This is a genomic window from Paraburkholderia sp. CNPSo 3281 (genome assembly GCF_024206515.1).
Lineage (GTDB): Bacteria > Pseudomonadota > Gammaproteobacteria > Burkholderiales > Burkholderiaceae > Paraburkholderia > Paraburkholderia nodosa.
The window spans coordinates 19,995-44,107 of record NZ_JAMBPS010000005.1 but is presented as its reverse complement, the minus strand read 5'-3'; the positions used below and the strand labels follow the sequence as shown (position 1 = coordinate 44,107).

Sequence of the window (24,113 nt, the reverse complement as noted above, 5' to 3'; positions counted from 1 at the left end):
TAGGTACAAACGGCAAGGCCGTGCACCTGCAATCGAACGACTAACGGAGACGGGAAACATGGCTGGCGCGCTGCGACTTGAAGACTTCGACGATCCGACGTTCAATCCCTTTTTCGAGGATTCGCTCGCTTACGGAGCCGATGCCAACCCGTATCCGCGCATTGCCGAGCTGCGCGAAAAAGGCACGGTTCAGGAAGGGGATTATCGTGTGCTGATGGGCGGTGCCGCAGACCTGACAATGTCCGATGTCGCGCACTACTGCGTATTCGGATACGACGAGGTATCGCAGGTGCTGGGCGATCCGGCGACGTACTCGAACAAGTCTTACGAGCGCAATATCGGCATCAGCTTCGGACGCAGCATTTCGACGATGGACGCGCCAGAGCACCCGCGCTACCGCCGCATTTTTCAGAAAGCATTTTTGCCGCACACGGTGGCGGCATGGGGCGACACATTGGTCGATCCTGTGGTAAACGAACTGATGTCGAAGTTCGTGGATCGCGGGCATGCGGATCTCGTCAACGAGTTCACGCTGCACTATCCGTTCAATATCATCTACCGCCAGCTCGCGTTGCCGCCGGAGGACGTGAAGATCTTCCACAAGCTGGCGATCGCGCAAACGCTGGTGTCGATCGACGTAGCGCACGGCGTGGAGGCGTCGACGAAGCTGGGCGCTTATTTCGCGCAACTCGTCGAGGCGCGCCGCAGCAAGCCGGGCGACGATCTCGTCAGCGTGCTGGCCACCGCGGAAGTCGATGGCGAATTGCTGCCGGACGAGGTCGTCATTTCGTTCCTGCGCCAACTCGTGAATGCGGGCGGCGACACCACCTATCGCGCAACCAGCGTGCTGCTGCTCGCACTGCTGCGCGATCCGGCACAGCTCGAAGCGGTGCGCCAGGATCGTACGCTGGTCGCGCAGGCGATCGAAGAGGCCCTGCGCTGGGACGGTCCCGTGTTGATGCAGTCGCGCATGGCGACGCGTGACGTCACGCTCGGTAGCATCGAGATTCCCGCAGGCGCATTTCTGGACGTGCTGGCGGGCAGCGCCAATCGCGATCCCAGCCGCTTCCCCGATCCGGACAAGTTCGACATCTACCGCAAACCGGCTCACCGCCATTTCGCGTTTGCGTATGGACCGCACGTGTGTATCGGTCAACATCTCGCGCGTGTAGAGATGACGCGCGCGCTCAACGCGATCCTCGACCGCCTGCCCAATCTTCGTCTCGATCCGGCCGCGCAGGCTCCGCAGATCAACGGCATCATGATGCGCGTCCCGCATTCGATTCCCGTCGTCTTCGGCTAATCAGAACAAAGCCGGCCTCATGGGCTTTTCACGAGGCCGACCGACAAGGCAGGTGCCGCTGGGCAGCTCGCGTATTGAGTTGCCCGGCGCGCACCGACGGTGGAGAACGCATTGATGACGGAGTTTGACTATGTCGTGGTTGGCGCGGGCGCCGCAGGTTGCGTGCTCGCCAACCGTCTTTCGCAAAGCGGGCGCCATACGGTGCTGCTAATTGAAGCAGGGCCCGAGGACCGCAGTCCCTTGATCCGGATGCCAAAGGGATTCGGAAAGCTGCTGGGCGATCCGGCTCACGCCTGGTTCATCCCCGTGCAGCCCGACGACGGCAACGGGCACCGCAATGAAATCTGGCTTCGCGGCAAGATGCTCGGAGGTTCGAGCAGCATCAACGGCATGGTGTACATGCGCGGACATCCTGAGGACTACGACGGATGGAGCGAGCTGGGCGTGGAGGGCTGGAGCTGGAAAAACCTGGCGCCGTGCTTCAGGCAGATCGAAGATCACGCGCTGGGCGCCGACGAACTGCGGGGTTCGGGCGGCCCACTGAAAGTCTCGCCCTATGCACAGCGAAACCGCATTGGCGACGCTGTTCTCGAGGCGTGCCGGTCGCTTGGCATTCGGCGCGTGGAGGATATCAACCGGCTCGATCACGAGGGCGTGGCCTATCTGATCTACACGATACGCAACGGGCAGCGGCAAAGCTCGGCCGAAGCCTTTCTGAAGCCCGCGCGTTCGCGCAAGAACCTCTCGGTCGTTACTGCGACGCAGGCCGCGCGAATCGTGTTTGACGGCACGCGCGCAACAGGCGTGCAATGCGAAAGCGCGGGGCAGCAGATCGTTTACCGTGCACGCCGCGAAGTCGTGCTGTCGGCTGGAGCGATCGAGTCACCGCGGCTTTTGCAGTTGTCGGGCATTGGCGATCCCGGCCATCTGCAGTCGCTTGGCATTCCGGTCGTGGCAGCGAGCCCGGGCGTCGGGCTCAACATGCGCGAGCACTATCTGTATATGGTGCAGGCGCGTTTGCGGCATTGGCGCGACTCGCAGAACCGGCAGTTCAGCGGCCTGCGCTTGTGGCGCAACGCGATGCAGTATTTCCTGTTCCGCCGTGGCGTGATGTCGCTCGGCTCCTATCAGGTGGGCGGTTTCGTCAAGACTGCTCCGGACGCGAAGCGCCCCGACGTTCAGTTGATGATGGCGCCGTACTCGATGGATTTCGGCGCGGCCAGCTATGCGTTCGAGACGTTTCCTGGCATGCAGCTTTTCAGCTATCCACTGCGTCCGCGCAGTGAGGGACACGTGAGGATCCAGTCGGCGGACTCCCGCGTGCCGCCCGAAGTCGTTGCGAACTATCTTGCCGATACGTACGACCAGCGGATGGCCGTCAACGCGTTCCGCCTCATGCGCAACGTGCTGGCCGCCGAGCCGCTTGCGAGCCTGCTCGATGGAGAGACGCGTCCAGGTTCCGCCGTTCAGACCGACGCCGAGATTCTCGACCTCTACCGGCGCGAGGGGCAGTCCGGCTATCACGCTTGCGGCACCTGCAAGATGGGCTCCGATGCGCTTGCCGTGCTCGATTCGCGCTTGCGCGTGCGGGGCGTTGAAGGCCTGCGCGTGATGGATCTCTCAGTGACGCCCACGATGATCTCCGGCAACACCAATGGCCCCATGATGGCGATGGCATGGCGTGCCGCCGGCCTGATCCTCGAGGATGCACGATGAGCCATCTCGAGGACTACGGCAGGCGCTTTGCGAACATTGAATTCGAGCGGCGCGATGGCGTTCTACAGGTACGCCTGCACACGGATGGCGGCCCGCTCAAGTGGGGCGCGCTCGACGGCAGCATTCACACTCAGCTAGGCGAGGCGTTTTATCAGATCGCACGCGACCTCGAAAATCGCGTAGTGATCCTGACGGGCACCGGCGATGCGTTCTGCGACGCCATGAACTACGCCGAGCTTCCGTCGGGACCGCTTGCGCAAATCTGGCCGCGCCTGCAGCGCGAGGGGCAGGACTTGCTCATGCAACTGCTGGACGTTCCGGTTCCCGTTATCGGCGCGATCAACGGCCCGGCGCTCATTCACGCCGAGTTGCTCGTGATGTCCGATATCGTGCTCGCGGCCAGTCACGCCGAAATCTCGGACCAGGCGCACTTCGTTCACGGCGTCGTGCCGGCGGATGGCGTGCAGATCGTCTGGCCGATGTTGATCGGCCATAACCGCGCTCGCCATTTCCTCCTCACTGGTGAGCGTATGACGGCACAACGCGCGTGGGAGCTTGGCGTGGTCGGCGAAGTCGTCGCGCAGGAAGCGCTGCTCGATCGCGCCTGGGAGATCGCCTGCGGCCTCGCGGCGAAGCCGATCGAAACCCTGCGTTATACCCGCGCGGTCTTTGCTCAGCCGTTCAAGCGTCGCATGGCCGACGAACTGGGCTACGGACTCGCGCTCGAAGGGCTCGCCGGCATTGCCGCGCAGTCTGGCAAGACCTAGTCCGTCAAAGCGACATGTTCACGAATGGGAGACACGATATGGATCTGGCAGTGAAAACACTAGCTGGGCGAAATGCAATCGTTCAACAGGCGCTCGACCGCGCGACGCAGGAAGGCGGCGAGATCGGTGTGCAGGTGGCGGCCTATCTGAATGGCAGGCTCGAGATCGACGCATGGAGCGGCGTGGCCGATCCGTCCACCGGCCGCCTCGTTGACGGCGATACGCTCTTCAACGTCTATTCGGTGACGAAGGCAGTCGCGGCAACCGCGCTGCACATCCTGGCGGACCGCGGGCTCATCGAATACGACGCGCCGGTCACGCGCTATTGGCCGGAGTACGGTGCGCACGGGAAAGACAAGACGACGGTACGCGATGTGCTGACTCACCGCGCGTGCGTGCCGCAGATGCCGGACGGCGTGACGCCGGAACTGATGTGCGACTGGCAATGGATGACGCGCGCCATCGCGAACCTGGAGCCGCTCGCCGAGCCGGGCACGAAGACGCTTTATCTTTCGATGACCTTCGGCTGGATCGTTGGCGAGCTGGTGCGACGCGCCGACCCGAAGAAGCGCTCGCTGGGCCGCTTCGTTCAGGAGGAGATTGCGAAGCCGCTCGGTATAGACGAGCTCTGGATTGGCATTCCCGACGAAGTCGAGCCGCGCATCGCTCGACTTACCGATGCAATGGTGCCAGTTCCCGCGGAATATCTGCCGCCGCTGTTCCTGCGCTCGATGCCGCAGCCGGTCGCGTTGACGCCACACGTGTTCGAGCGCCCGGACGTACGGCGCGCCGAAGTGGCGGGTGTTGGCGGGATCTTCAATGCGCGTAGTGAAGCGCGTTTCTGGGCGATGCTGGCATGCGGCGGCGAGCTGGACGGCGTGAGGATCCTTTCGAAGGAACTCGTGGCCACGCTGAATACGCCGCGCGCCAACAGCGAAGAGCCGGACCCGGTGATGTTCGGCTTTCCGATTCCGATCACAATCGGCGGCTTCTGGTTCGGCGGCAATCATCCGCCGGTGACGGCGGCGCGTTCGCCGCGCGCATTGTGCCATCCGGGGCAGGGCAATTCGATCGGCTGGGCGGACCCCGATACGGGACTCGCGGTGGCGATCTGCCACAACAAGCTGTTCAACCCGACCACGCCGGAAGAAGATCCGTTGCTTCCGATCGCCGTTGCGATTCGTGAAGCGCTGGATCTGGAGTGATCGTCGCAATGGTCATGGATATCGCGCATTTGCAGCAATGGACCGGACGCACCGAGGAAGTGCGGGACGAGGTCACTCTCACGCCGATGGCGGCGCTCGGCGCCTTGCTCGACCGCGACGAGCCGCCTGCAGCGGCTGGCGATGATTTGCCACCTTTGTGGCACTGGCTTTATTTTCTGCCTGTTCATCGTCAGTCGATGGTCGGTACGGACGGCCATCCAAAGCGCGGCGGTTTCCTCCCGCCTGTCGACCTGCCCCGGCGCATGTGGGCGGGCAGTCAGCTCGAGTTTCTGCGGCCGCTGAAGGCGGGCAGCGCGATTGCGCGTCTTTCTCGCATCGAGAGCGTTGCGCACAAGCAGGGACGCACCGGCGATCTCGTGTTCGTCAAGGTCAAGCACGAGGTCAGCGACGGAGCCGGACTCGCGATCGTCGAACGTCAGGATATCGTTTATCGCGATCATCCGGCCGCGAGCGAAAAGCCGGCTGCGCCACAGGCTGCGCCCGCAGGCGCTCAGTGGGCGCGCGAGGTCGTTCCCGATCCCGTGCTGCTGTTTCGCTATTCGGCGCTTACCTTGAATGGTCATCGTATTCACTACGATCGGCCATACGCGACCAGCGAGGAGGGATACGAGGGGCTCGTGGTGCACGGCCCGCTGCTTGCCACGCTACTCATGGACTCGCTGAGATCCGAATTGCCGGGTGCGCGCGTGGGATCGTTCTCGTTTCGCGCGATCAAGCCAGTGGTGGACACGGCACCTTTCTATGTCTGCGGCAAGCGGGACGAGTTGGACCCCGGCAAAGTGGGCTTGTGGATTTCGGGCAGCGATGGATCGTTGCGTATGGAAGCATCGGCCGTGCTCGCCTGATGTGATGAATCCGGTCCGCCAACGTGTTTGATCGTCCGCGGACCGGGCCCTGAACTGGAGTGTTATGCGTTCGTTTCTTTTTGTGCCTGGGAGCAAGCCCGAGCGATTCGCCAAGGCGCTCGCGGCAGGGGCCGATGCGGTGATCGTGGACCTTGAAGACGCCGTCGTCGACGCGGATAAGGCGTCAGCGCGCGCACATGTCGCCGATGCCGCGCGAACATTTGTGGCTGCGCCTGTTCGCGTGCTGTTGCGCATCAATGGCGCTGGCACTCAGTGGTTCGAGGATGACCTCTCGCTTGCGGCGTCTGAGTGTATCGATGGCATCGTGCTGCCGAAGGCGGAGAATTCGGCAGCGCTGACCGCTGTCGCGACGGCAGCGCAGAAGCCGATATGGCCGATCATCGAATCCGCCATGGGCGTCTGGAACGCGTTGGAAGTGGCGCGCATGCCCGGTGTCGAGAGGCTCATTTTCGGCTCGGTGGACTTCGAGCTCGATCTCGATTGCGATGGTTCATGGGATGCGTTGCTGCACGCGCGTTCGCGCATCGTACTGGCCTCGCGTGTAGCCGGAATTCCGTCTCCGGTGGATGGCGTAACCGTGGCGATCGATGACGAACGGCAACTTGCGGAGGACTCGTCGAAGGCGCGATCGATGGGTTTCGGCGGCAAGCTGTGCATTCATCCACGCCAGGTCGAAGCGGTCAACGCTGCGTTCAGCCCGAGCGCAGATGAAATTGCCAAGGCGCGGCGAATCGTCGAGGCGTACGAGCGCGCTGAAGGCGGGGCAGTGTCCGTGGATGGACGGATGGTGGACTTGCCGGTCTTGCTCAAGGCAAGACGCATCGTCGGCTTGTCCGAAAAGACCGAAAACGTGCGCGGTTCGGTAGAAAGGTAAGGAGAACTGCGGGGCGGCCACTGCGCCGCCCGCGCCACCACCGAAAGATGTGGCGCGGGCGTTGTTCAACCGTGCTTACACCGGATCCCACGGCGTGAGCGCCATGGAGGGCACGTTCGGGAAGAAGCTCGACTCGAACGCCGGCATGACTTGCTCGGCAATCGCTTCGGGCGTCCAGCCGCCGTCGCGATGCAGCGAGCGGATCATGCGGATCTGGTTGAAGAAGTAGATTTCGTTGGCGCGCACGCCGAAGATCTGGCCCGAAACCTTGGCGGCCTGGTCGGAGGCGAGGTACACCGCAAGCGGCGCGATCTTGCGGGATTCCATGCGCTTGAGAATCTCGACGCGTGCCTTTTGCTCGGGCGTTTCCGAGGGAATCGAGGCCGTCATCGCAGTCCATGCCCACGGCGCGATGCAGTTAGAGCGCACATTGAATTTGGCCATGTCGAGCGCGATCGACTTCGACAGACCGACGACACCCATCTTGGCGGCCGAGTAGTTGGCTTGCCCGATATTGCCGATCAGACCGGACGTGGAGGTCATATGAACGAAGCTGCCGCCGTTTTGGGCCTTGAAATGCGGAGCCGCAGCACGCGCCACGAAAAACGACCCGTTCAGGTGGACGTCGACCACGGCCTTCCACTCGTCGAGACTCATGTTGAAGAACATGCGGTCACGCACGATGCCGGCGTTGTTGACCACACAGTCGATGCGGCCGAACGTGTCCAGCGCGGCCTGCACGATCTTCTGGGCCGAATCCCATTCGGCGACGCTGTCCGTCGAGGCAACCGCTTGTCCGCCGGCCTCCTTGATTTCCGCGACAACGCGCTGTGCGGCGAATTCGCCGGTTTCGGCGTTACGACCGAGGTCGTTGACGACGACCTTGGCGCCGTTCGCCGCGAATTGCAGCGCGAAATCGCGCCCGATGCCGGCACCCGCCCCCGTTACCACTACCACCTTGTCCTTGACGAAATCGCTCACTCTTGTCTCCGTTCGATACAGGCGTTGATGTAGAAAAGCTCGCCTCGGTATAATAGCAAAACTGAACGACGTTGCATAATATGAACGCTAGCGTGTTGACGCGGAGTGTGGCGATTCATCCATTTGAAGACGACGAAATGAAAGGAGACGCAAGATGAATGATACGAAAGGCTGGACCGTGCCAGACCACGTTCCGCGAGAACTCGTGGTCGATTTCGACTATATGAACCCGCCTGGCGCACAAGACGATGTTCATCTGGCATGGAAATCGTTGCACGCGGGGCCCGACATCGTGTGGTCCCCTTACTATGGCGGCCACTGGATCGCCACGCGAGGCGAAGATATCGAGGCGATGCAGAAGGACCATACGCGCTTCTCGCATCAAAGCGTCAACATTCCGCCGCTCAACGAGTCGCGGCTCGTGCCGCTCGAACTCGACCCGCCTGAGCACACTGCGTACCGCAACCTGATCACGCCCGCTTTTCTTCCACAGGCAATCGCATCGCTCGAGAGCGACGTGCGCAGCCTCGCAATCGAGTTGATCGAAAAGCTCGCTCCGCGCGGCGAATGCGAGTTCGTCTCGGAGTTCTCGAAGATCCTGCCGATCGTGATTTTCCTGCGTCTCGCAGATCTTCCGTTGAGCGATCGCGAGCAGTTGCTCGAATGGGCGGAGTGGGCCGTGCGCGGCAATCTCGAAGAACGCATCGAATCCCAGCACCGCCTTGGCGGCTATATCGCCACCTGGGTGGAAAAGCGCAAGGCGCAGGCGGGCGGCGACCTGGTCAGCCTGATCGTCAACGCGCAGATCGACGGCAAGCCGATCAGCCCCGAGCGCATGTTCGGCATGTTCATCGTCGTGCTGTTCGGCGGGCTGGATACCGTCGCGTCGTTGATGGGTTTCATCGCACGTTTCCTCGCCGAGAATCCGGCGCACCGGCAGCAACTCATCGAGAATCCGGAACTGATGGTGTCGTCGGTCGACGAATTGATCCGGCGCTTTGGCGTGGCGAATACCGCGCGACTCATTACTCAGGACATGGAATACAAAGGCATCCAGTTCAAAAAGGGTGACCAGATCCAGTTGCCGAACTCTCTGTTCGGCCTCGACGACCGCAAGTTCAGCAACCCGCTTGCCGTCGACCTCACGCGCAAGCCGGTGATGCACGCGGCTTTCGGCAACGGGCCGCATCGCTGCCCCGGATCGTTTCTCGCGCGCACGGAGATCAAGGTGTTCCTGCAGGAATGGCTCAAACGCATTCCCGATTTCCGCATTCGCGAAGACGACAGGCCACGATGCGGCTCGGGCTCCGTCAACGGCATGCTTTATCTGCCGCTCGCCTGGGATGTAGCGCCCTGAAACAACTCCAACTCAACGACTCACAGAGCGATCATGAAAAAGTGGCAGTGCATTTTTTGCGGGTTTTACTACGACGAAGCAGCGGGACTTCCTGCGGAGGGCATCGCGCCCGGCACCCGCTGGGAAGACATCCCGGATGACTGGGCATGCCCCGAGTGCGGCGCGACCAAGGCCGACTTCGTGATGGTCGAGGTGGAGGCCTGAGGGTTAGGGTATGCGCACGCGCCAGGCCGTGCGCTTCGTCGCCCAGTGTCAAGCGCGCTCGAAGATTGCGGCAATACCCTGGCCGCCGCCGATGCACATGGTCTCGAGCGCATAACGCCCCTTTCGGCGCGTGAGTTCGTGCAGGAGCGTCGTCATGATCCGCACGCCCGTTGCGCCAATCGGATGGCCGAGCGATATGCCGGAGCCGTTCACGTTGAGCCGGTCGATATCGTGCCAGTTCCAGCCTTTGAGGACTGCCAGCACCTGGCATGCGAACGCCTCGTTCACTTCTACGAGATCCATCTGGTCGAGTGTGAGGCCCGTGCGCGCCATGAGCTTCTGGACCGCAGGCACGGGTCCGATGCCCATGCGTGACGGCTCGCAGCCGGCGGCGGCCCAGCCGGTCAGCCAGGCGATGGGTTCGAGTCCGAGCGCTTCGAGGCGGTCTTCCGCGACGACGAGGCAAGCGGCCGCGGCGTCATTCTGCTGGCTGGAGTTGCCCGCGGTAACCGTGCCGCCCGGCGTCAACGCGCGAAGCTTGCCGAGACTTTCCATGCTGGCGTCTGCACGGAATCCTTCGTCCCTGGAAAAGAGGAGCGGTTGGCCCTTCTTCTGGGGAACGCTGACCGCAAGGATTTCTTCGGCCATGCGGCCCGACTCCCACGCCGCCGCCGCGCGCTGATGGCTGCGCAACGCGAATTCGTCGGCAGCCTCCCGGCTGATGCCGTAGTCGGTGGCGAGATTTTCCGCCGTCTCGATCATGCCGGAGATATAGCCGAAGCGAGATTCGGGCTGCGAGCGCTCGCGGCCGCGTGCGAGACGGTCGTGAAACTGGACGGAGCCCGAACGGGCGCCCCAGCGCATGTCCGTGCTGTAGTACTCGATGTTGCTCATGCTTTCCACGCCGCCGGCCAGCACCACGTCTGCGGCGCCAGTCTGCACCATCATCGCCGCGGTGGCGAGCGCCTGCAGGCCGCCGCCGCAGCGGCGGTCCAGTTGCATGCCCGGCACTTCCACGGGCAGGCCCGCCTGCAGCGCGATCCAGCGGCCCACGCAGGGCGTTTCGCTGCTCGCATACGATTGCGCGAACACGACGTCGTCGATGCGAGCGGGATCGAGTCTCGCTCGCCGGATCGTTTCGTTCGCAACGAGTGCGCCGAGCTCTTCGACGGAGACACCGCGCAGGCTACCGCCAAAGGTGCCGACGGGCGTTCGTACGGGGGACACAATTGCTGCGCGTTTCATGGGACATTTCCTTGCAGGGTTTCGAGATTCTGATTCGGGCCCGATTGCAGTCAGGCAACGAGCGTTGCACTTCCGGAGCGATTGGACGGCGGGGCGCCGGCCATCTGGTCGAGAGCGCCACGATGGTCCGGATGGGCGATCGCAAGCATGCGCTCGCGCCGTTGCCGCAACGTCAGTCCGCGCAGATCGGCAACCCCATATTCCGTCACCACGATCCCGGCATCACTGCGTGGCGTGCTGACCGGCCCCGTCAACGACGCGACAATGCGGGTGGCGCCCTTGCCAGCCGTCGAGGGCAGTGCGATGATCGGAACGCCGCCACGAGAGCGTCGCGCGCCGCGCAGGAAGTCCAATGCACCGCCCACAGCACCAACGTATACGCCCCCGGCAATTTCGGCGTTGATCTGCCCGCTAAGATCGACTTCGACTGCGGAGTTGATGGCGACGAAGCGATCGATGCTCGCGAGCACATGCGGGTCGTGCGTGTAGCGGGTCGAACGAAACTCGATCGCGTCGTTGCGGTGCGCGAACTCGTGAATGCGGCGGCCGCCCATCATCACGCCGGCGATGGTCTTGCCCATGTCGATGGATTTGCGCGCATTGTTGATTACGCCGCTTTGCATGAGTTCGGCGACCTTGTCTCCGATCGTGCCGGAATGAATACCGAGGTTTCGACGATCGGTGAGGCACGCAAGGATCGCCTCTGGAATCGCGCCGAGACCGAGTTGAATCGTGGCCCCGTCTTCGATCAAACTTGCCGTGTACTGCGCGATCGCCAGATCCGTTGCACTTGCTGCGCTGGGCGAACTTTCGGGCAGAGCCCGCGACGTCGGCAGGATGAAGTCGATCTCGTCGTCGCGAAGGTAGCGCTCGCCGTATGTCCAGGGCGCCTGCTCATTCACTTCCGCAACGACGACGCGCGCGTGCGTCAGTGCCGGAATCAGATATTCATGTGCAATGGACAGGCTATAGCGGCCCTGCGAATCGGGCGGCGCAAGCTGCAGCAGCAAGACGTCGATGGGAAACTGGCCCGACTCCATCATCTGTGGAAACTGCGAATAGTGGCACGGAAGAATATCGAGTGCGCCAGCCTTGGCCAAAGCGCGGTTGGCGCCTGTGCCACAGTACGAAACGAAATCGATGCAGTCCGCGTGCTCCGGGCGGCAGGTGTCGAAACTGCTGGCGCCCAAAAAAATCCGAAATGCGCCAATGCTGCGCCGTTGCTCTAGCAACTTTCTCGTGAGCGGGAGGGGCTCCGCGTTCGATTGACCCCACGCAACGGTATCTCCAGAACGAACGACGGATGCGAAGTCGACGGAGTCCGCCTCTAGCAGTAAGGGCATGATGTTGTTCGCGTCAGTGCGTAGTTTGAGTCATTTGCGCAACGGCATGGGTCTCGTCGTACTGCCCACGCACGGCGCCCGACGCGATGAGTTCCGCGATCCGCTCTTCGCTGTATCCGATGCTGCGCAGTACGTCTTCCGTATGCTGGCCAAGGCGCGGAACGGCGAGCGGCGGCGCTGCAGGCTCCGTGCGGAAATGAATCGGGCTTGCAACGTGTTTGCGTCCGGACGGATCGCTTTGAATCATCGCGCGCTCATGCGCATGTGGATGGTCGAGCGCTTCGGCGAGCGAGAGCACAGGCGCGACGCTGATGTTTCGGCCCTCGAACCAGTCGAGCCATTCATCGAGCGTGCGGGTCAGGAAGGTACGCGTCAGGAATGCGCACACCCGCGTCTGAGCTTCGCCGGCCGGACCGATGGCGTCGCCGACGAGATCAGGGCGGCCGAGTGGCGTAAGCAGGTTGGTGGCGAAGCTGTGCTCCCGGCCGCCGAGGCAGAGCCATTTCGAATCGGCGGTCTCATAGCTGCTGAGCAGTGCGAGCCCGCTGTCGTCTGGCGTTTCCTGAGATGAAACGTCCGGCGTGTTGAGCAAGTGGCCACTCAGATACGGCTGCGCCGTGAGCGCCGCATCGAAGAGCGAGATGTCGATATAGTCGCCGCGACCTGTTTCCCGCGCGCGCAGGAGTGCCATCAACACAGCGGACAACGCCGTCAACGAACCGGCCAGCGCGGCGAGCGACGGCCCTGTGGTAACGGGCATCCCGCGGTTATCGCGCGGCAGCGTGCCCGCAAGCGCTTGAATCACCGGATCATGGGCGGGCAGTTGAGAGAGCGGGCCATTCTGTCCAAATGCGGTCATCGCGCAATAAACGAGTCGCGGGTTCGTCCGGCTCACCGTGTCGTAGTCGATGCCAAGGCGGGCGGCCACCCCCGGCCGTGACGATTCGATCACCACGTCGGCCTCGTTCATCAGCTTGAGCGCCGCCTCACGTCCATCGGGATGCTTCAGGTCGAGGGCGATGCTGCGCTTGCCGCGGTTGATTGCGGCGAAGAACGCGCCATCCGTGCCCGGCGCGCCGCGTGTGGGGTCGCCGGTGACCGGTTCGATCTTGATGACTTGCGCCCCGTGTTCCGCGAGATTGGCGGCGAGGAACGGACCCGGCATGAACTGTGACAGGTCCACGACGCGAAGACCGGTGAGTTTCATGCGAGAGCGGCTCCGAAGCCGAGCTGGCGTTGCGCGATCGCGGCAGCCTCCTTCACGATGCGTTCGATCAGTTCCGCACAAGTCGGCAGGTCGTGGATGAGACCGGTCACGATCCCGGCGGGGAACGCGCCGCCTTCGACTTCTCCCGTGACGAATGCGTCCATCCAACGCTTAGCTCCGGTCAGCGCGTAGAGGTCGGCATGCGTCACGTGCCCGCTGCGCTCCAGTTCGAGCGCGGCGAGGCTCACGCTATTCTTGACCACACGGCTTGAATCGCCGAGCGAGCGGCCGACCAGCACCGTATCGCGCTCCGTCGCTTCCAGCAGACGTTGCTTGATCGCCGGGTGGACCTGCGATTCTTGCGTGAGCATGAAGCGCGTGCCCATATTGATGCCGTCCGCACCGAGCGCCAGAGCCGCCATCAGACCGCGCCCATCGGCGAAACCACCGGAGGCGAGAATCGGCACCTTCAGCTTGTCGGCGGCGGCGGGAATCAGGATCAGTCCCGGGATATCGTCTTCACCGGGGTGCCCCGCGCATTCGAACCCGTCGATGCTGACGGCGTCTGCGCCGAGCGATTCGGCCTTCACCGCGTGGCGGACCGTGACGCACTTGTGGACGACCTTGACGCCGTGCGCCTTGAATTCGGCGATGTATTTCGCGGGATTGCTACCTGCCGTTTCCACGACCTTGACGTCCTGCGAAACGATCGTGCGCACATACGCGTCATAGTCGAGACCGGCATTCGCGCCGAGTACGGTCAGATTCACACCGAACGGCTTGTCCGTGAGCGAACGCACTTTGTCGATTTCACGCGCGAGCGCGTCGGCGCTTGCATGCGTATGCGCGGAGAGGAAGCCAAGACCGCCCGCGTTGCCTACGGCCGCTGCCAGTTCGGCGCGCGCCACCCAGCGCATGCCGCCTTGAATGATAGGGTATTGAATGCCGAGTAATTCAGTAATGCGATTGACGTAGGGTTTCATCGCGTGCCCGTAGTTTGGGTAGGAAGTGTGTGCCAGAGGGGCGCTGGACGCGCGGCCTGGCGTGCTCAGTTCGCCACGGCAGAAGTGGCCTTTTTTCTCAGTGATTCAACAATCGCGGAACTGCGGCTTGCGTTTTTCGGCGAAGGCTGCCATCCCTTCCTTGCGGTCTTCGGTGGCGAAAGTCGAATACGCCATGCGCCGCTCGAACAGGATGCCTTCGGCGAGGCTCGATTCGTAGGCACGGTTGACGCACTCTTTCGCCATCGCCACGACCGGTTGCGAGAATCGCGCGATTTCGTCGGCTGTTTTCAGCGCTTCGCCGACGAGCGTATCGACGGGAACGATGCGGCTCACGAGCCCGCATCGTTCGGCTTCGACAGCGTCCATCTTGCGGCCGGTGAGGATCATCTCCATCGCCTTCGATTTGCCGAGCACGCGCGTGAGGCGTTGTGTGCCGCCGGCGCCGGGAATGGTTGCGAGCGTGATTTCGGGCAGAGCGAAACGCGCGTTGTCGGCGGCCAGAATGAAATCGCACATCATGGCCAGCTCGCAGCCTCCGCCCAACGCGAGACCGGCGACGGCGGCGATGACCGGTTTACGGCAACGCGAGGTGCGCTCCCAGTTCGAAGTGATGAACTGGTTCTTGTAGACGTCCATGTACGTCCATTCGCCCATCATCTTGATGTCGGCTCCGGCGGCGAATGCTTTTTCACTGCCGGTGAGCACGATCGCACCGATGGCAGGATCGGCCTCGAGGCCGTCGAGTGCGGCCGTCAGCTCGTCCATCAACTGGTTGTTCAGCGCGTTATAGGCTTGCGGACGGTTCAGCTTGATCAAACCGGTCTTGCCGTGAATATCGACGATGATCGTCTCGTAGGCCATGGTCTTTCCTTGCGGGAATCAGGGTGAACACTTAAGCCAGCATCGGTATCTGCCCGGCCTTGGTTGTATTGGCTGTGGCACCCCGTTCAGACTGCATCGGGGCGTGCCGCGCGTTGCCAAATTTGTGAACGACGTTTATGATTCTGAATGTGTGACCCGGCTTTGTCAATTGAGCCCATGGTCAGATTCGCTAATGGAAAACACCGCGAGGAGACAGTGCATGACGACTCGTCACGAGGACGGACAGATTCGCGTTGAACAACGCGGGAACCTGCTTTTGATAGGGATCGACCGGCCGGAAAAGCGCAACGGCTTTACCCCGAAGATGTTCAAGGAACTGGCCGCCGCTTACACGCGGCTCGAGAACAGCAGCGATCTGTTCTGCGGCCTGGTCTATGCCGAAGGCGACCACTTTACGGCGGGGCTCGACATGCCGAAGATCGCGCCGCTGCGCCGTGAGGGCAAACCCTTGCTTCCGGAGGGCGAGGTCGATCCGTTCAACTTGCGCGCGCCGCTGCGCACCAAGCCGGTCGTCATCGCTCTCAAGGGAATCTGCTTTACGGTCGCGGTCGAATTGATGCTCGCATCGGAAGTGGCCGTGGCCGCCGATAACTGCCGTTTCTCCCAGCTTGAAGTGAAGCGGGGGATCATGGCAGGTTGTGGTGCGACGTTCCGCATGGTCCAGCGCGCCGGCTGGGGCAACGCGATGAAGGTGCTGCTCACCGGCGACGAGTTCACTGCCGAGGAGGCGCGCCACATGAACTTCGTTCAGGACGTCGTGCCGGCGGGCCAGGAGTTCGACCGGGCGCTTGCCATCGCGGAGCGCATCGCCGCGCAGGCGCCGCTCGCCGTGCAGGCCACGATGCAGAACGCGCGCGTTTCACTGGGGCAAGGCTGGCAGGATGCCTATGCGACGATTCAGTCGACGCAGCAGTTTCTCTACAACACGGAAGATGCAAAGGAAGGGGTTCAGTCCTTCATCGAAAAACGTACGGCGAAGTTCGTCGGACGCTGAGGCATGGCTTGCGGCGCGGCCGGTATGAATTCAAGGGGACAGTTTGATATGACGAAAGGCGCGTTGGCGGGGGTTCGCGTACTAGACCTGAGCCGTATTCTCGCGGGGCCTTGGGGTGCGCAGATGCTGGCGGATCTCGGAGCGGAGGTCATCAAGGTCGAGCGTCCGGGCAAGGGGGACGATTCGCGGCAGTTCGGCCCGCCGTTTCTCATGGATCGCGAGGGCAAGGTCACGCGCGAGTCGACGTTCTTTATCAGCGCGAACCGCGGCAAGAAGTCGATCACGTGCGATATATCGACGCCCGACGGTCAGGCGCTGATACGCTCGCTGGCCGCGCATTGCGACGTGCTGCTCGAGAATTACAAGGTTGGCGACCTTAAGCGTTATGGGCTCGACTATGAGAGCCTCAAGCTCGTCAATCCGCGCCTGATCTACTGCTCGATAACAGGGTTCGGACAAACCGGGCCGTACAGTCCGCGCCCCGGATACGACTCGATTTTCCAGGCGATGGGCGGTCTGATGAGCGTCACGGGCAACGGCGACGACGTGCCAGGCGGAGGACCGATGAAAACCGGGCCCAGTCTCGCGGACATCCTTTGTGGACAGTACGCGGCGTCCGCGATCATCGCCGCGCTCTATCATCGCGACGCGGCGCAAGGCGGCAGTGGGGAGGGGCAGTACATCGACCTGGCGCTGCTGGACGCGATGATCGCCGCCACCTCGCACTATGCGAGCCAGTACCTCGTTTCGGGGCAGGTTCCGATCCGGCGCGGTACGGAGGGAAACGGCGGCATGCCGTCGCGCATGTTCCGCTGTGCCGATCGCGACATCATGATCGTTGCGGGCAACAACGAACAATACGCGCGGATGTGCCAGGTCCTCGGGCATCCCGAACTCGCCAGCGACCCGCGATTCCGCGAGATTGCACTGCGCGTGAAGAATCGCCGCGCGCTTGGCGAAGTGTTCGAACCGCTGATCGCCAATTGGCAGAGCGGTGAACTGCTTGCGGCTCTCGACGCGGCTGGGGTGCCGGCGGGGCCGATCAACAATCTGGAACAAGTGTTCGCCGATCCCCATGTGCAGGCGCGTGCGATGTGTGTTGAAGTCGTGCATCCGCTCACCGACGAGGCGGTCCGTATGGTTGCCAATCCGGTGAAGATGTCGGGCACGCCTATCGATTCGTACGGAGCGCCGCCGATGCTCGGTCAGCACACGGACGCCGTGCTGCGTGATGTGCTGGGTATGTCGCAATCCGATATCGATACCTTGCGCGAAAAGAAGGTACTTTAGAAAGCAGGATCTTGCGAAGCGCAGCCCTGCGGGGCTGCGCTCTCTTGTGGACTATCCATATCAATCAGGATAACGAATGTCACTGTCGTTGCGAGACATTCGAGGATGGTTGCGGGGTTGCTCGAACCCTCGGCAGCCAACTGGTTTGTTTCGTATCACGCTTTTGCGATCAGGGGTTCTTTGATCCCCAAACGCAACGGCGCAAAAAAACCTTGGCTCCGTGTCCCGCAGCCAAGGCCAAACTCCACACGCTCTCGCGAAGTGTGCCGGAGGAGAAAGATGTGACCACTCGCAATCGTCTTGGTACGCGTCTCTCGCGAACTCACCATCGGATCGAGGTATCTCAGTTAATGCAACTTATAGTTCAATTAAATTATCTGCGCCGCTGCGAAATGCAACTTCCCGTTTCATATATTGCAACCGTGTTCAAAAAGACGCACTAAAGCATTGACTGTCCGCCGTCCACACTGATAGTCTGCCCGGTTATGAAATTAGCGTCGTCACTACATAGAAATGCAACTGTTCGTCCAATATCGAGCTGAGGATCGCCGAAGCGGCCAAGAGCGATTTCAGTGAGATAGCGCGTGCGTTCCTGGGGATTGGCTTCGAGATAGGCTTCAGCGGCTGGCGTGAGCGCTGCCGGGCAAATGACGTTGACGGTAATGCCATAGGCACCCCATTCGCGCGCGGCAACACGTGAAAGCCCACGAATGCCCTCCTTGGTTGCGGCGTACGCCCCGAATCCCTTGAGCCCCTCGATACCTGTGCGCGAGCCGAAGTTGACGATGGCGCCGCAGCCCTGTGCCTTCATGTGCGGCAATACTGCCTGCATGAAATACAGCGTGCCGTACAAGCCAGACTCGAGTGTGTTGCTCCAGTCATCGTCGGTAACGGACTCAAGCGGCACACCCGGGCTGCTGCTTTGTGCGTTGTTAATAAGTGCGTCCACGCGTCCGAAACGTTCAATGGCAAGTTCGACCGTGCGCACGGCGTCGGCTCGATTGCGCGTGTCACCAGGCACGACGAGCACTTGCGAGCCGATGGCGCTCAATTCCCCGGCAGCGTGCGTGAGTTTGCTTTCCGTGCGGCCAGTCAGCACCAGACTCGAGCCCTCGGTGGCAAGCGCGCGGGCAATGCCGAGTCCAACGCCTTGCCCGCCTCCGGTCACGATGGCGACCTTTTCTGCCAGTTTTTTCGTGTGCATGAGTGATCCAGAAGTGAAGTTTGATGCTGCAGTTCGACGCGCGTGCGTGCCACGTGAGAGTTGCAGAAACCGTCGCCCGAGCGTTTCAATTTTGTGAACGTCGTTCAACTATATCTCAACTTGGACGAGAGGTTGGCCTGGCGTATTCCCGAATTCGGACGGTGGAAAAGTGTGCCAAATTGTGATCGTTGTAAAACTATGTGAATAGTTCACGTATAATCGATGGAGTCAATTCATGGGGAAAATCATGTTGAAAGAGACCTCGGCGCCGGCGGATCGGGATGTCAGCGGGCCGCGCTCGCTGACCCGACTCCTCGGAATTTTCGACGTGCTGGCGAAGTCTCCGGAAGGGATGTCGCTGGCAGAACTGAATGTTGCCCTCGAGTCGCCGAAGAGCAGCCTGCTCAATCTGCTGAGGCCTCTCGTGGCGGAAGGGTTTTTGCTACACGACGCAGGCCGCTATCGCCTGGGGCCTTCGATCTTCCGCTTGTCCGCCGGCGTGATGGCCGCGTGGAATTTCTCGAAGATGCTGCGCCCGTTCCTGGTTGATCTCTCGAAGAGCACCAATGAAACCGTTTATATCGGCGTCCTTGATCACGAGCACAAAGAGATCACCTATGTCGACGTGATCGAGAGCGAACAATCCGTGCGCTATTCGATGCACATCGGATTGCGCCGTCCGCTCTATTGCACGGCTGCGGGGCGCGTGCTGCTGGCTCATGCGCCGGAAGCTTTCGTTACCGACTACATGAAGACGGTCAAGTTCGAGCGTCGTACGCCGCAAACGGTCGCGACGAAGAAGGCGCTGCGTGACGAACTCGATCACATCCTCGAAACCGGTTTGTCGGTGAGCCGCGGCGAACTGCTGCCGGACTCCGCGGGTGTGTCGTCACCGATCTTCGGGCCGAACGGTAACGTGATTGCAGCGATGGCGATTGGTGCGCCGCTCGAGCGTTTCGATCGCGAACGCCCGCAACTCGAGCAGAACATGATCAGGGTGGCCCAGCGCGCGTCTGCATTGGGTCAAGCCGAAGAGGAGTGACCGGCCAGCGTGCCGCACATTGAGGCATATGCTTCAATATGCGGCACGCATGGCGATTTTGAAGAAGCGTTGGACCAGCGTGTAACAGATCGTCCGCAACGACGATCAATGGGCGTGACGCTTCGGCAGCATGGAAGCGATCAGCAGTCCGGCAATCGAACTGCAGGCGATGTAGACGAATACAGAAACATAGCCACTGTCGGCAGCAAACGACCCGCCGTCATGTCCCCCCGTCGCGCCGCGCAGCAGCACGAATACCACCTGGGCGCCTACCGCGAAGAAGCACGAGAAGAAGACGTAGAGCATGCCCGTCGCCTCGCCTGTCTGATGCGCAGGCGTCGTTTCCACGATCTGGTTGTACAGCGCCGTGCTCGCGAAGGCGAGCCCGAACGAGCACAGGACCGCGCCTGGAACGAAGAGCAGCAGGCTGCGATGGAGCACGATTAGTGAGGCCCAGGCAAAGGCCAATATGACCATGCCGATCAAGGCAGCGCGACGCGCCTTGTAGCGGGCCGCAACGCGGCCGCTCCACGGGCTCGCGACCATCGCGACGATGTTGACGCTGAACATCAGCAATCCGGCCGCTGTTGCACTCAGCCCGAATCCGGCGTGCGTGCCGGCAGGCTGCTGGGCGAGCAGCGAGAAAACCTGTCCCAGTTGCATCGCGCCTGCCGCGAGGAATGCCATGCAGGCATTCGCCAAGATGACCTCGCGCGTCTTCAGCAGACGCACGTTGATGAGCGGATGACGCGCCTTGAGTTGATGCCGCGCCCATAGTCCGAGCACGACCATGCCGCCGCCAATCAAACCCCAGAGTCGCGCATCGCCAAGCCCCCACGCGCGAATCTGTTGCATCGCGAAGAGGATCGCGCAAAGTGCGGGAGCGAACGCAAGGCCTCGAATGTAGTCGATCCGGACGCTGGGATGCTGTGGTGACGGTGGTGTCCACGCGCGTACGGCAACGACCGCCACGACGCAAAGCGCGACCTTGAACCAGAAGCCGCCTCGCCACGAATAGTGGTCAACGACGACGCCCGCGCAAATGTAGATCAACCCCGCCGACACCATGCCGGCCGCACTGATTAGCCCCACTGCGGCGGGCAGTCTGGCGGGCGGCAGGTTCTCGCGAACCATGCCCATGGAGAGCGGCGTGATGCCCGCCGCGATCGATTGCATCGCGCACCCCGCGATGAGCACGCCGACGTTGGTTGCGCACGCGGCGACGACTGCCCCGGCTGCGGCGACCGACATCACGACGAGCAGGATACGACGGTAGCCCAACAGGTCGCCGAGCCGCCCGCTGATGGCGGCAAAGATGGCCGAGCCGAGCCAGTAGGCGGTAACGGTCCAGCTCACGGAGTTGGAGGCAGGGAATGCTTTGTAGAGCGTGACCAGTACCGTATAGATAACGGTGATACCAGACGAGGCTGCCACCGCGGCTAGCAGGATCGCCGTCGTGAACCCGCGCGGGGGACCAGCAACGGGCTGTGCTCGGTGTGCCTGCTGCTGGAGGACTTCAGCTTGCATAAACGTCTCCGGTTGTACGTCTCGTTTCGAGTATACTCATATCCGAACAACGTTCGTATTGGTGTTTTCTGGAAAGTGGTATGCGAACTTCAGGATTGGTGACGGTGTCGACCGATATCAGTTCGATATCGACGTTTCTGGGTTCGATATGAGAGTTTTTGGGCTGATGGCTTGAGCCGATACTTCTCTCAAGGGCGCACGGCCAGCAGCGCTCCCCCACAATCAGGAGAGAGTTCATGCAAGCGTATCAAGGGAAGATTTACGACGCCGACACACACTTCTACGAAGTCGAGGACGCATACAGCCGCCATTTGCCCGAGAAGTTCAAGAAGGACTGGTCGTTCACCAGCCGTGTCACGGCGGACGGCAACCGCTGCATGTATGTCGGCGACCGCAAGGTGGAGATCAGCGAAGGCTACACCTCGGCCGAGGGGCATGTGCCGCCGCCGGGCAAGCTGCATGAATGGCTGCGCGCGATGAAGGACGGCAAGGACAACGTCGACATGCGTGTCGCCCCGACGCCGGACATGTTCAATCGCGACGCACGCCTGAAGAAGATGGACGAATTCGGCGTGGAGGCCTGCACGATGTACATCGGCGAAATGGTCGCGTGCATTTCGTACCTCAACGAGCCTGCTGCCGCAAATGCCGTTTTGCATGCGTATAACCACTGGATGCTCGACGACTGGGGCTTCAACTACAAGGACCGGATCTACACGACTCCGGTCGTCACGCTCGACGATCTCGACGCCGCTGTCGCCGAGGCAAAATGGCTGGTCGCGAACGGTGTCCGCGTCATCCTGATGCCGATGGGGCCGTTCAATGGCCGTGCGCCGGCGGACCCGTATTTCGATCCGTTCTGGTCGATCCTCAACGAAGCGGGCGTGCGTGTCACGTTCCACGTGTCGGAAGCGATCTACATGAAGGATCACATGGCGGTGTGGGGCGAGCCGGTGCAGCAGTCGCGCCAGCGTCAAACCGCCTTTGTCTGGATGCACGGTTACGGCGAGCGTCCGGTGATGGAAACGCTGTCGTCGTTCATCTTCTACAATTTCTTCGAGCGTTTCCCGCGCGTCAAGCTGTGCAGCGCGGAAAACGGTGCCGAATGGGTGCCGTCGCTGCTCGTGAAAATGGACAAGTGCCGGGGCATGGCGAAGAATGGTTACTGGCCGTGCGGTCAACTGAAGAAGCGCCCGAGCCAGATCTTCAAGGAAAACGTGTTTGTGGTCGCGTATCCCGAGGACGACATCGGCCAGATCATCGCGCAAACGGGATCATCGGACTTCCTGTTGATGGGCTCCGACTATCCGCACGCGGAAGGCGTGCCGGAGCCGATAGACTTCGCGGCGGAAGCGCTCAATGGGCTTGCCGAAGAAGACACGCGCAAGATCATGTACGACAACGGCCGCAGGTTCATTCCGCTGCAGGTGTAATCGAAGTCGCGCGGGGCGCCGGTGCGGCGGGAATGGCACCCGGCGTTTGCGCGGCGGCGCGACCCGCCGTCCCGCGCGGTCTCTTCTTTGTGAACAGGTTAGCCATGAATATTTCGGACTATAAGGCGTTATTGCTCGAACGCGACGGCGGCGTCTTGACCGTCACGCTCAACCGCCCCGAAACGCTGAATGCGTTTGACGAGCAGATGGACATCGAGATGTCGCGGCTCTTTCTCGATGTCGCGGAGGACGACGAGACCCGTGTTGTCGTGTTGACGGGCGCTGGGCGCGCATTCAGCGCGGGCGGTGATATCGAGCACATGCAGCAGGTCATCGACAACCCGGCGTTGTTTCTGGAAGGCATGCAGCGCGCCAAGAAAATCGTCTTCTCGATGCTCGATTGTCCGAAGCCGGTCATCGCGAAGATCAATGGTCACGCAATTGGTCTGGGCGCGACGATCGCGTTGTTCTCGGATCTGAGCTACGCGGCCAATCACGCGAAGATCGGCGATCCGCACGTGAAAGTCGGCTTCGTAGCGGGCGATGGCGGCGCGGTGATCTGGCCGCAGCTCGTCGGCTACGCGAAGGCCAAGGAATACCTCCTGACGGGTGACCTCCTCACCGCGGAAGAGGCGGCGCGTCTGGGGCTCATCAATCACGCCGTGCCGGCTGACGAACTCGATGCCGTTGTCGATGCCATGGCGAAGCGGCTGGCAAACGGAGCCGCGCGTGCGATTCAATGGACCAAGGCTTCAATCAACATCGGACTCAAGCAACTCGCGCATTCGATTCTCGATGCGTCGATCGCCTACGAGGCGCTGTCGAATTTGACTGAAGACCACCAGGAAGCGGTCAACGCGTTTCGCGAGAAACGTGAGCCGGTTTTCAAGGGACGTTGATTTTTTCGCGCCCGAAGCGGCGAGGGAGTGATCGGACATGCAACGGGTAGTAGTGGTAACCGGTGGCTTCGGCACATTGGGACGCGCGGTGGGCCGGGTATTTGCCGACAATGGCTGGAAGGTCGCGCTGATCGACAAGGCGCCTGCGCCGGAGGGCGCGAGCGCGGAGCAGCTACACGCCTCCTGGTGGCGAGGCGGCGTGGAACTGACTGACCTGGACGCGGCGCGCGCGGCGTTTTCGGCGACTGTCGAGCAGCTTGGCAAGCTCGATGCCGTCGTCAACATAGCGGGCGGATTTCGCTGGGAAACACTGGCGGACGGTTCCCTCGAGACGTGGGATTTGATGTATCAGATGAACGTGCGGACGGCCGCTACGGCATCGAAAGCGGCGTTGGACTATCTTGCTGTCGGCGCGCACGGCGGTCGCATTGTCAACATTGGCGCTGGTGCCGCACTGAAGGCAGGTATGGGAATGGGTGCGTACACGGCGTCGAAGTCGGGAGTAATGCGTTTGACGGAGGCGCTAGCCGAAGAGCTCAAGGATCGGTCAATTACCGTGAATGCGATCCTGCCGGGTATTATCGACACGCCGCAAAACCGCAACGACATGCCCGATGCAGACTTTTCACGTTGGGTACGGCCCGAGGAAATCGCGAACGTGATTCTTTTTCTCGCTTCCGAAGCTGCGTCGGGGGTAACCGGTGCATTGATTCCGGTTACTGGGCGCACCTGAAGATTAACAGGCCACC

Annotated in this window: 22 protein-coding genes and 2 pseudogenes; 14 read left to right on the top strand and 10 right to left on the bottom strand. The window is 61.9% G+C overall.

What is annotated here, in order from left to right:
- Positions 1 to 58: 58 nt before the first annotated feature.
- From M3I56_RS07755 to M3I56_RS07730, 6 genes are all read left to right on the top strand, one after another.
- A complete protein-coding gene (locus tag M3I56_RS07755) occupies positions 59 to 1,303 on the top strand; it encodes a cytochrome P450 (RefSeq protein ID WP_254353282.1) in 1,245 nt (414 codons plus the stop codon).
- A 114-nt stretch (positions 1,304 to 1,417) separates the two neighbouring features.
- Positions 1,418 to 3,019, top strand: a complete 1,602-nt coding sequence (locus M3I56_RS07750) for a GMC family oxidoreductase (RefSeq protein WP_254353281.1) — start codon at positions 1,418 to 1,420, stop codon at positions 3,017 to 3,019.
- Positions 3,016 to 3,786 carry an enoyl-CoA hydratase/isomerase family protein gene (locus tag M3I56_RS07745; RefSeq protein WP_254353280.1) on the top strand — a complete coding sequence of 257 codons (771 nt, stop codon included), beginning with the start codon at positions 3,016 to 3,018 and terminating at the stop codon, positions 3,784 to 3,786. Before M3I56_RS07750 ends, M3I56_RS07745 begins: the two co-directional genes overlap by 4 nt.
- Positions 3,787 to 3,836: 50 nt before the next feature.
- Positions 3,837 to 4,991 (top strand): serine hydrolase domain-containing protein, encoded by a 1,155-nt coding sequence (locus M3I56_RS07740; protein ID WP_254353279.1) that lies wholly within the window; start codon positions 3,837 to 3,839, stop codon positions 4,989 to 4,991.
- Positions 4,992 to 4,999: 8 nt separating this feature from the next.
- On the top strand, positions 5,000 to 5,857 hold the full coding sequence (locus M3I56_RS07735) for a MaoC family dehydratase N-terminal domain-containing protein (RefSeq protein WP_254353476.1): 858 nt from the start codon (positions 5,000 to 5,002) through the stop codon (positions 5,855 to 5,857).
- A 64-nt stretch (positions 5,858 to 5,921) separates the two neighbouring features.
- Positions 5,922 to 6,752 carry a CoA ester lyase gene (locus M3I56_RS07730; protein ID WP_254353278.1) on the top strand — a complete coding sequence of 277 codons (831 nt, stop codon included), beginning with the start codon at positions 5,922 to 5,924 and terminating at the stop codon, positions 6,750 to 6,752.
- A gap of 75 nt (positions 6,753 to 6,827) precedes the next feature.
- On the opposite strand, the gene M3I56_RS07725 is transcribed toward M3I56_RS07730, so the two are convergent.
- Complete coding sequence (locus M3I56_RS07725; protein WP_254353277.1) at positions 6,828 to 7,733, bottom strand: SDR family NAD(P)-dependent oxidoreductase; 906 nt, start codon at positions 7,731 to 7,733, stop codon at positions 6,828 to 6,830.
- Positions 7,734 to 7,887: 154 nt separating this feature from the next.
- Here M3I56_RS07725 and M3I56_RS07720 point away from each other — a divergent pair, with 154 nt between their 5' ends.
- Together M3I56_RS07720 and M3I56_RS07715 are read left to right on the top strand one after the other, a co-directional pair.
- Positions 7,888 to 9,090, top strand: a complete 1,203-nt coding sequence (locus M3I56_RS07720; protein ID WP_254353276.1) for a cytochrome P450 — start codon at positions 7,888 to 7,890, stop codon at positions 9,088 to 9,090.
- 33 nt (positions 9,091 to 9,123) lie between these two features.
- The gene (locus tag M3I56_RS07715) at positions 9,124 to 9,294 is read left to right on the top strand and encodes a rubredoxin (protein ID WP_008917747.1); all 171 of its coding nucleotides are present in this window, start codon (positions 9,124 to 9,126) and stop codon (positions 9,292 to 9,294) included.
- A 48-nt stretch (positions 9,295 to 9,342) separates the two neighbouring features.
- On the opposite strand, the gene M3I56_RS07710 is transcribed toward M3I56_RS07715, so the two are convergent.
- The 7 genes and pseudogenes from M3I56_RS07710 to M3I56_RS07690 all read right to left on the bottom strand — a co-directional run bounded on the left by M3I56_RS07710 (position 9,343) and on the right by M3I56_RS07690 (position 14,954).
- Complete coding sequence (locus M3I56_RS07710; RefSeq protein WP_254353275.1) at positions 9,343 to 10,539, bottom strand: acetyl-CoA C-acetyltransferase; 1,197 nt, start codon at positions 10,537 to 10,539, stop codon at positions 9,343 to 9,345.
- A 50-nt stretch (positions 10,540 to 10,589) separates the two neighbouring features.
- Positions 10,590 to 11,093 (bottom strand): acetyl-CoA hydrolase/transferase C-terminal domain-containing protein, encoded by a 504-nt coding sequence (locus tag M3I56_RS41560; RefSeq protein ID WP_375541696.1) that lies wholly within the window; start codon positions 11,091 to 11,093, stop codon positions 10,590 to 10,592.
- 28 nt (positions 11,094 to 11,121) lie between these two features.
- Positions 11,122 to 11,229: pseudogene (locus M3I56_RS41555) on the bottom strand (hypothetical protein); the annotation flags it as partial.
- A gap of 155 nt (positions 11,230 to 11,384) precedes the next feature.
- A pseudogene (locus M3I56_RS41550) lies at positions 11,385 to 11,882 on the bottom strand (acetyl-CoA hydrolase); the annotation flags it as partial.
- 13 nt (positions 11,883 to 11,895) lie between these two features.
- Positions 11,896 to 13,089, bottom strand: a complete 1,194-nt coding sequence (locus M3I56_RS07700) for a CaiB/BaiF CoA-transferase family protein (protein WP_254353273.1) — start codon at positions 13,087 to 13,089, stop codon at positions 11,896 to 11,898.
- Positions 13,086 to 14,072 (bottom strand): nitronate monooxygenase family protein, encoded by a 987-nt coding sequence (locus M3I56_RS07695; RefSeq protein WP_254353272.1) that lies wholly within the window; start codon positions 14,070 to 14,072, stop codon positions 13,086 to 13,088. The genes M3I56_RS07700 and M3I56_RS07695 overlap by 4 nt, the downstream gene beginning before the upstream one ends.
- Before the next feature lie 105 nt (positions 14,073 to 14,177).
- Positions 14,178 to 14,954 (bottom strand): enoyl-CoA hydratase, encoded by a 777-nt coding sequence (locus M3I56_RS07690; protein ID WP_254353271.1) that lies wholly within the window; start codon positions 14,952 to 14,954, stop codon positions 14,178 to 14,180.
- A 220-nt stretch (positions 14,955 to 15,174) separates the two neighbouring features.
- Between M3I56_RS07690 and M3I56_RS07685 the strand changes: the two genes are divergently transcribed.
- Both M3I56_RS07685 and M3I56_RS07680 read left to right on the top strand, forming a co-directional pair.
- Positions 15,175 to 15,969: a crotonase/enoyl-CoA hydratase family protein gene (locus tag M3I56_RS07685; RefSeq protein ID WP_254353270.1), complete on the top strand. Its 795-nt coding sequence runs from the start codon at positions 15,175 to 15,177 to the stop codon at positions 15,967 to 15,969.
- Positions 15,970 to 16,017: 48 nt separating this feature from the next.
- Entirely contained in the window at positions 16,018 to 17,259 is a 1,242-nt protein-coding gene (locus M3I56_RS07680) for a CaiB/BaiF CoA-transferase family protein (protein WP_254353269.1), read from the top strand.
- A gap of 439 nt (positions 17,260 to 17,698) precedes the next feature.
- On the opposite strand, the gene M3I56_RS07675 is transcribed toward M3I56_RS07680, so the two are convergent.
- Positions 17,699 to 18,463 (bottom strand): SDR family NAD(P)-dependent oxidoreductase, encoded by a 765-nt coding sequence (locus M3I56_RS07675; RefSeq protein ID WP_254353268.1) that lies wholly within the window; start codon positions 18,461 to 18,463, stop codon positions 17,699 to 17,701.
- 235 nt (positions 18,464 to 18,698) lie between these two features.
- On the opposite strand from M3I56_RS07675, the gene M3I56_RS07670 reads away from it, so the two are divergent.
- Positions 18,699 to 19,505, top strand: a complete 807-nt coding sequence (locus tag M3I56_RS07670) for an IclR family transcriptional regulator (RefSeq protein WP_254353267.1) — start codon at positions 18,699 to 18,701, stop codon at positions 19,503 to 19,505.
- 105 nt (positions 19,506 to 19,610) lie between these two features.
- Here the strand turns inward: M3I56_RS07670 and M3I56_RS07665 are convergent, their stop codons facing one another.
- Positions 19,611 to 21,032, bottom strand: coding sequence for an MFS transporter (locus tag M3I56_RS07665; RefSeq protein WP_254353266.1), 1,422 nt, complete (start codon positions 21,030 to 21,032; stop codon positions 19,611 to 19,613).
- Positions 21,033 to 21,268: 236 nt separating this feature from the next.
- Between M3I56_RS07665 and M3I56_RS07660 the strand changes: the two genes are divergently transcribed.
- From M3I56_RS07660 to M3I56_RS07650, 3 genes are all read left to right on the top strand, one after another.
- Positions 21,269 to 22,465, top strand: coding sequence for an amidohydrolase family protein (locus M3I56_RS07660; RefSeq protein WP_254353265.1), 1,197 nt, complete (start codon positions 21,269 to 21,271; stop codon positions 22,463 to 22,465).
- Between the two features lie 104 nt (positions 22,466 to 22,569).
- Positions 22,570 to 23,364, top strand: coding sequence for an enoyl-CoA hydratase/isomerase family protein (locus M3I56_RS07655; RefSeq protein ID WP_254353264.1), 795 nt, complete (start codon positions 22,570 to 22,572; stop codon positions 23,362 to 23,364).
- Between the two features lie 37 nt (positions 23,365 to 23,401).
- Positions 23,402 to 24,097, top strand: a complete 696-nt coding sequence (locus tag M3I56_RS07650; protein WP_254353263.1) for an SDR family NAD(P)-dependent oxidoreductase — start codon at positions 23,402 to 23,404, stop codon at positions 24,095 to 24,097.
- Positions 24,098 to 24,113: the final 16 nt, after the last annotated feature.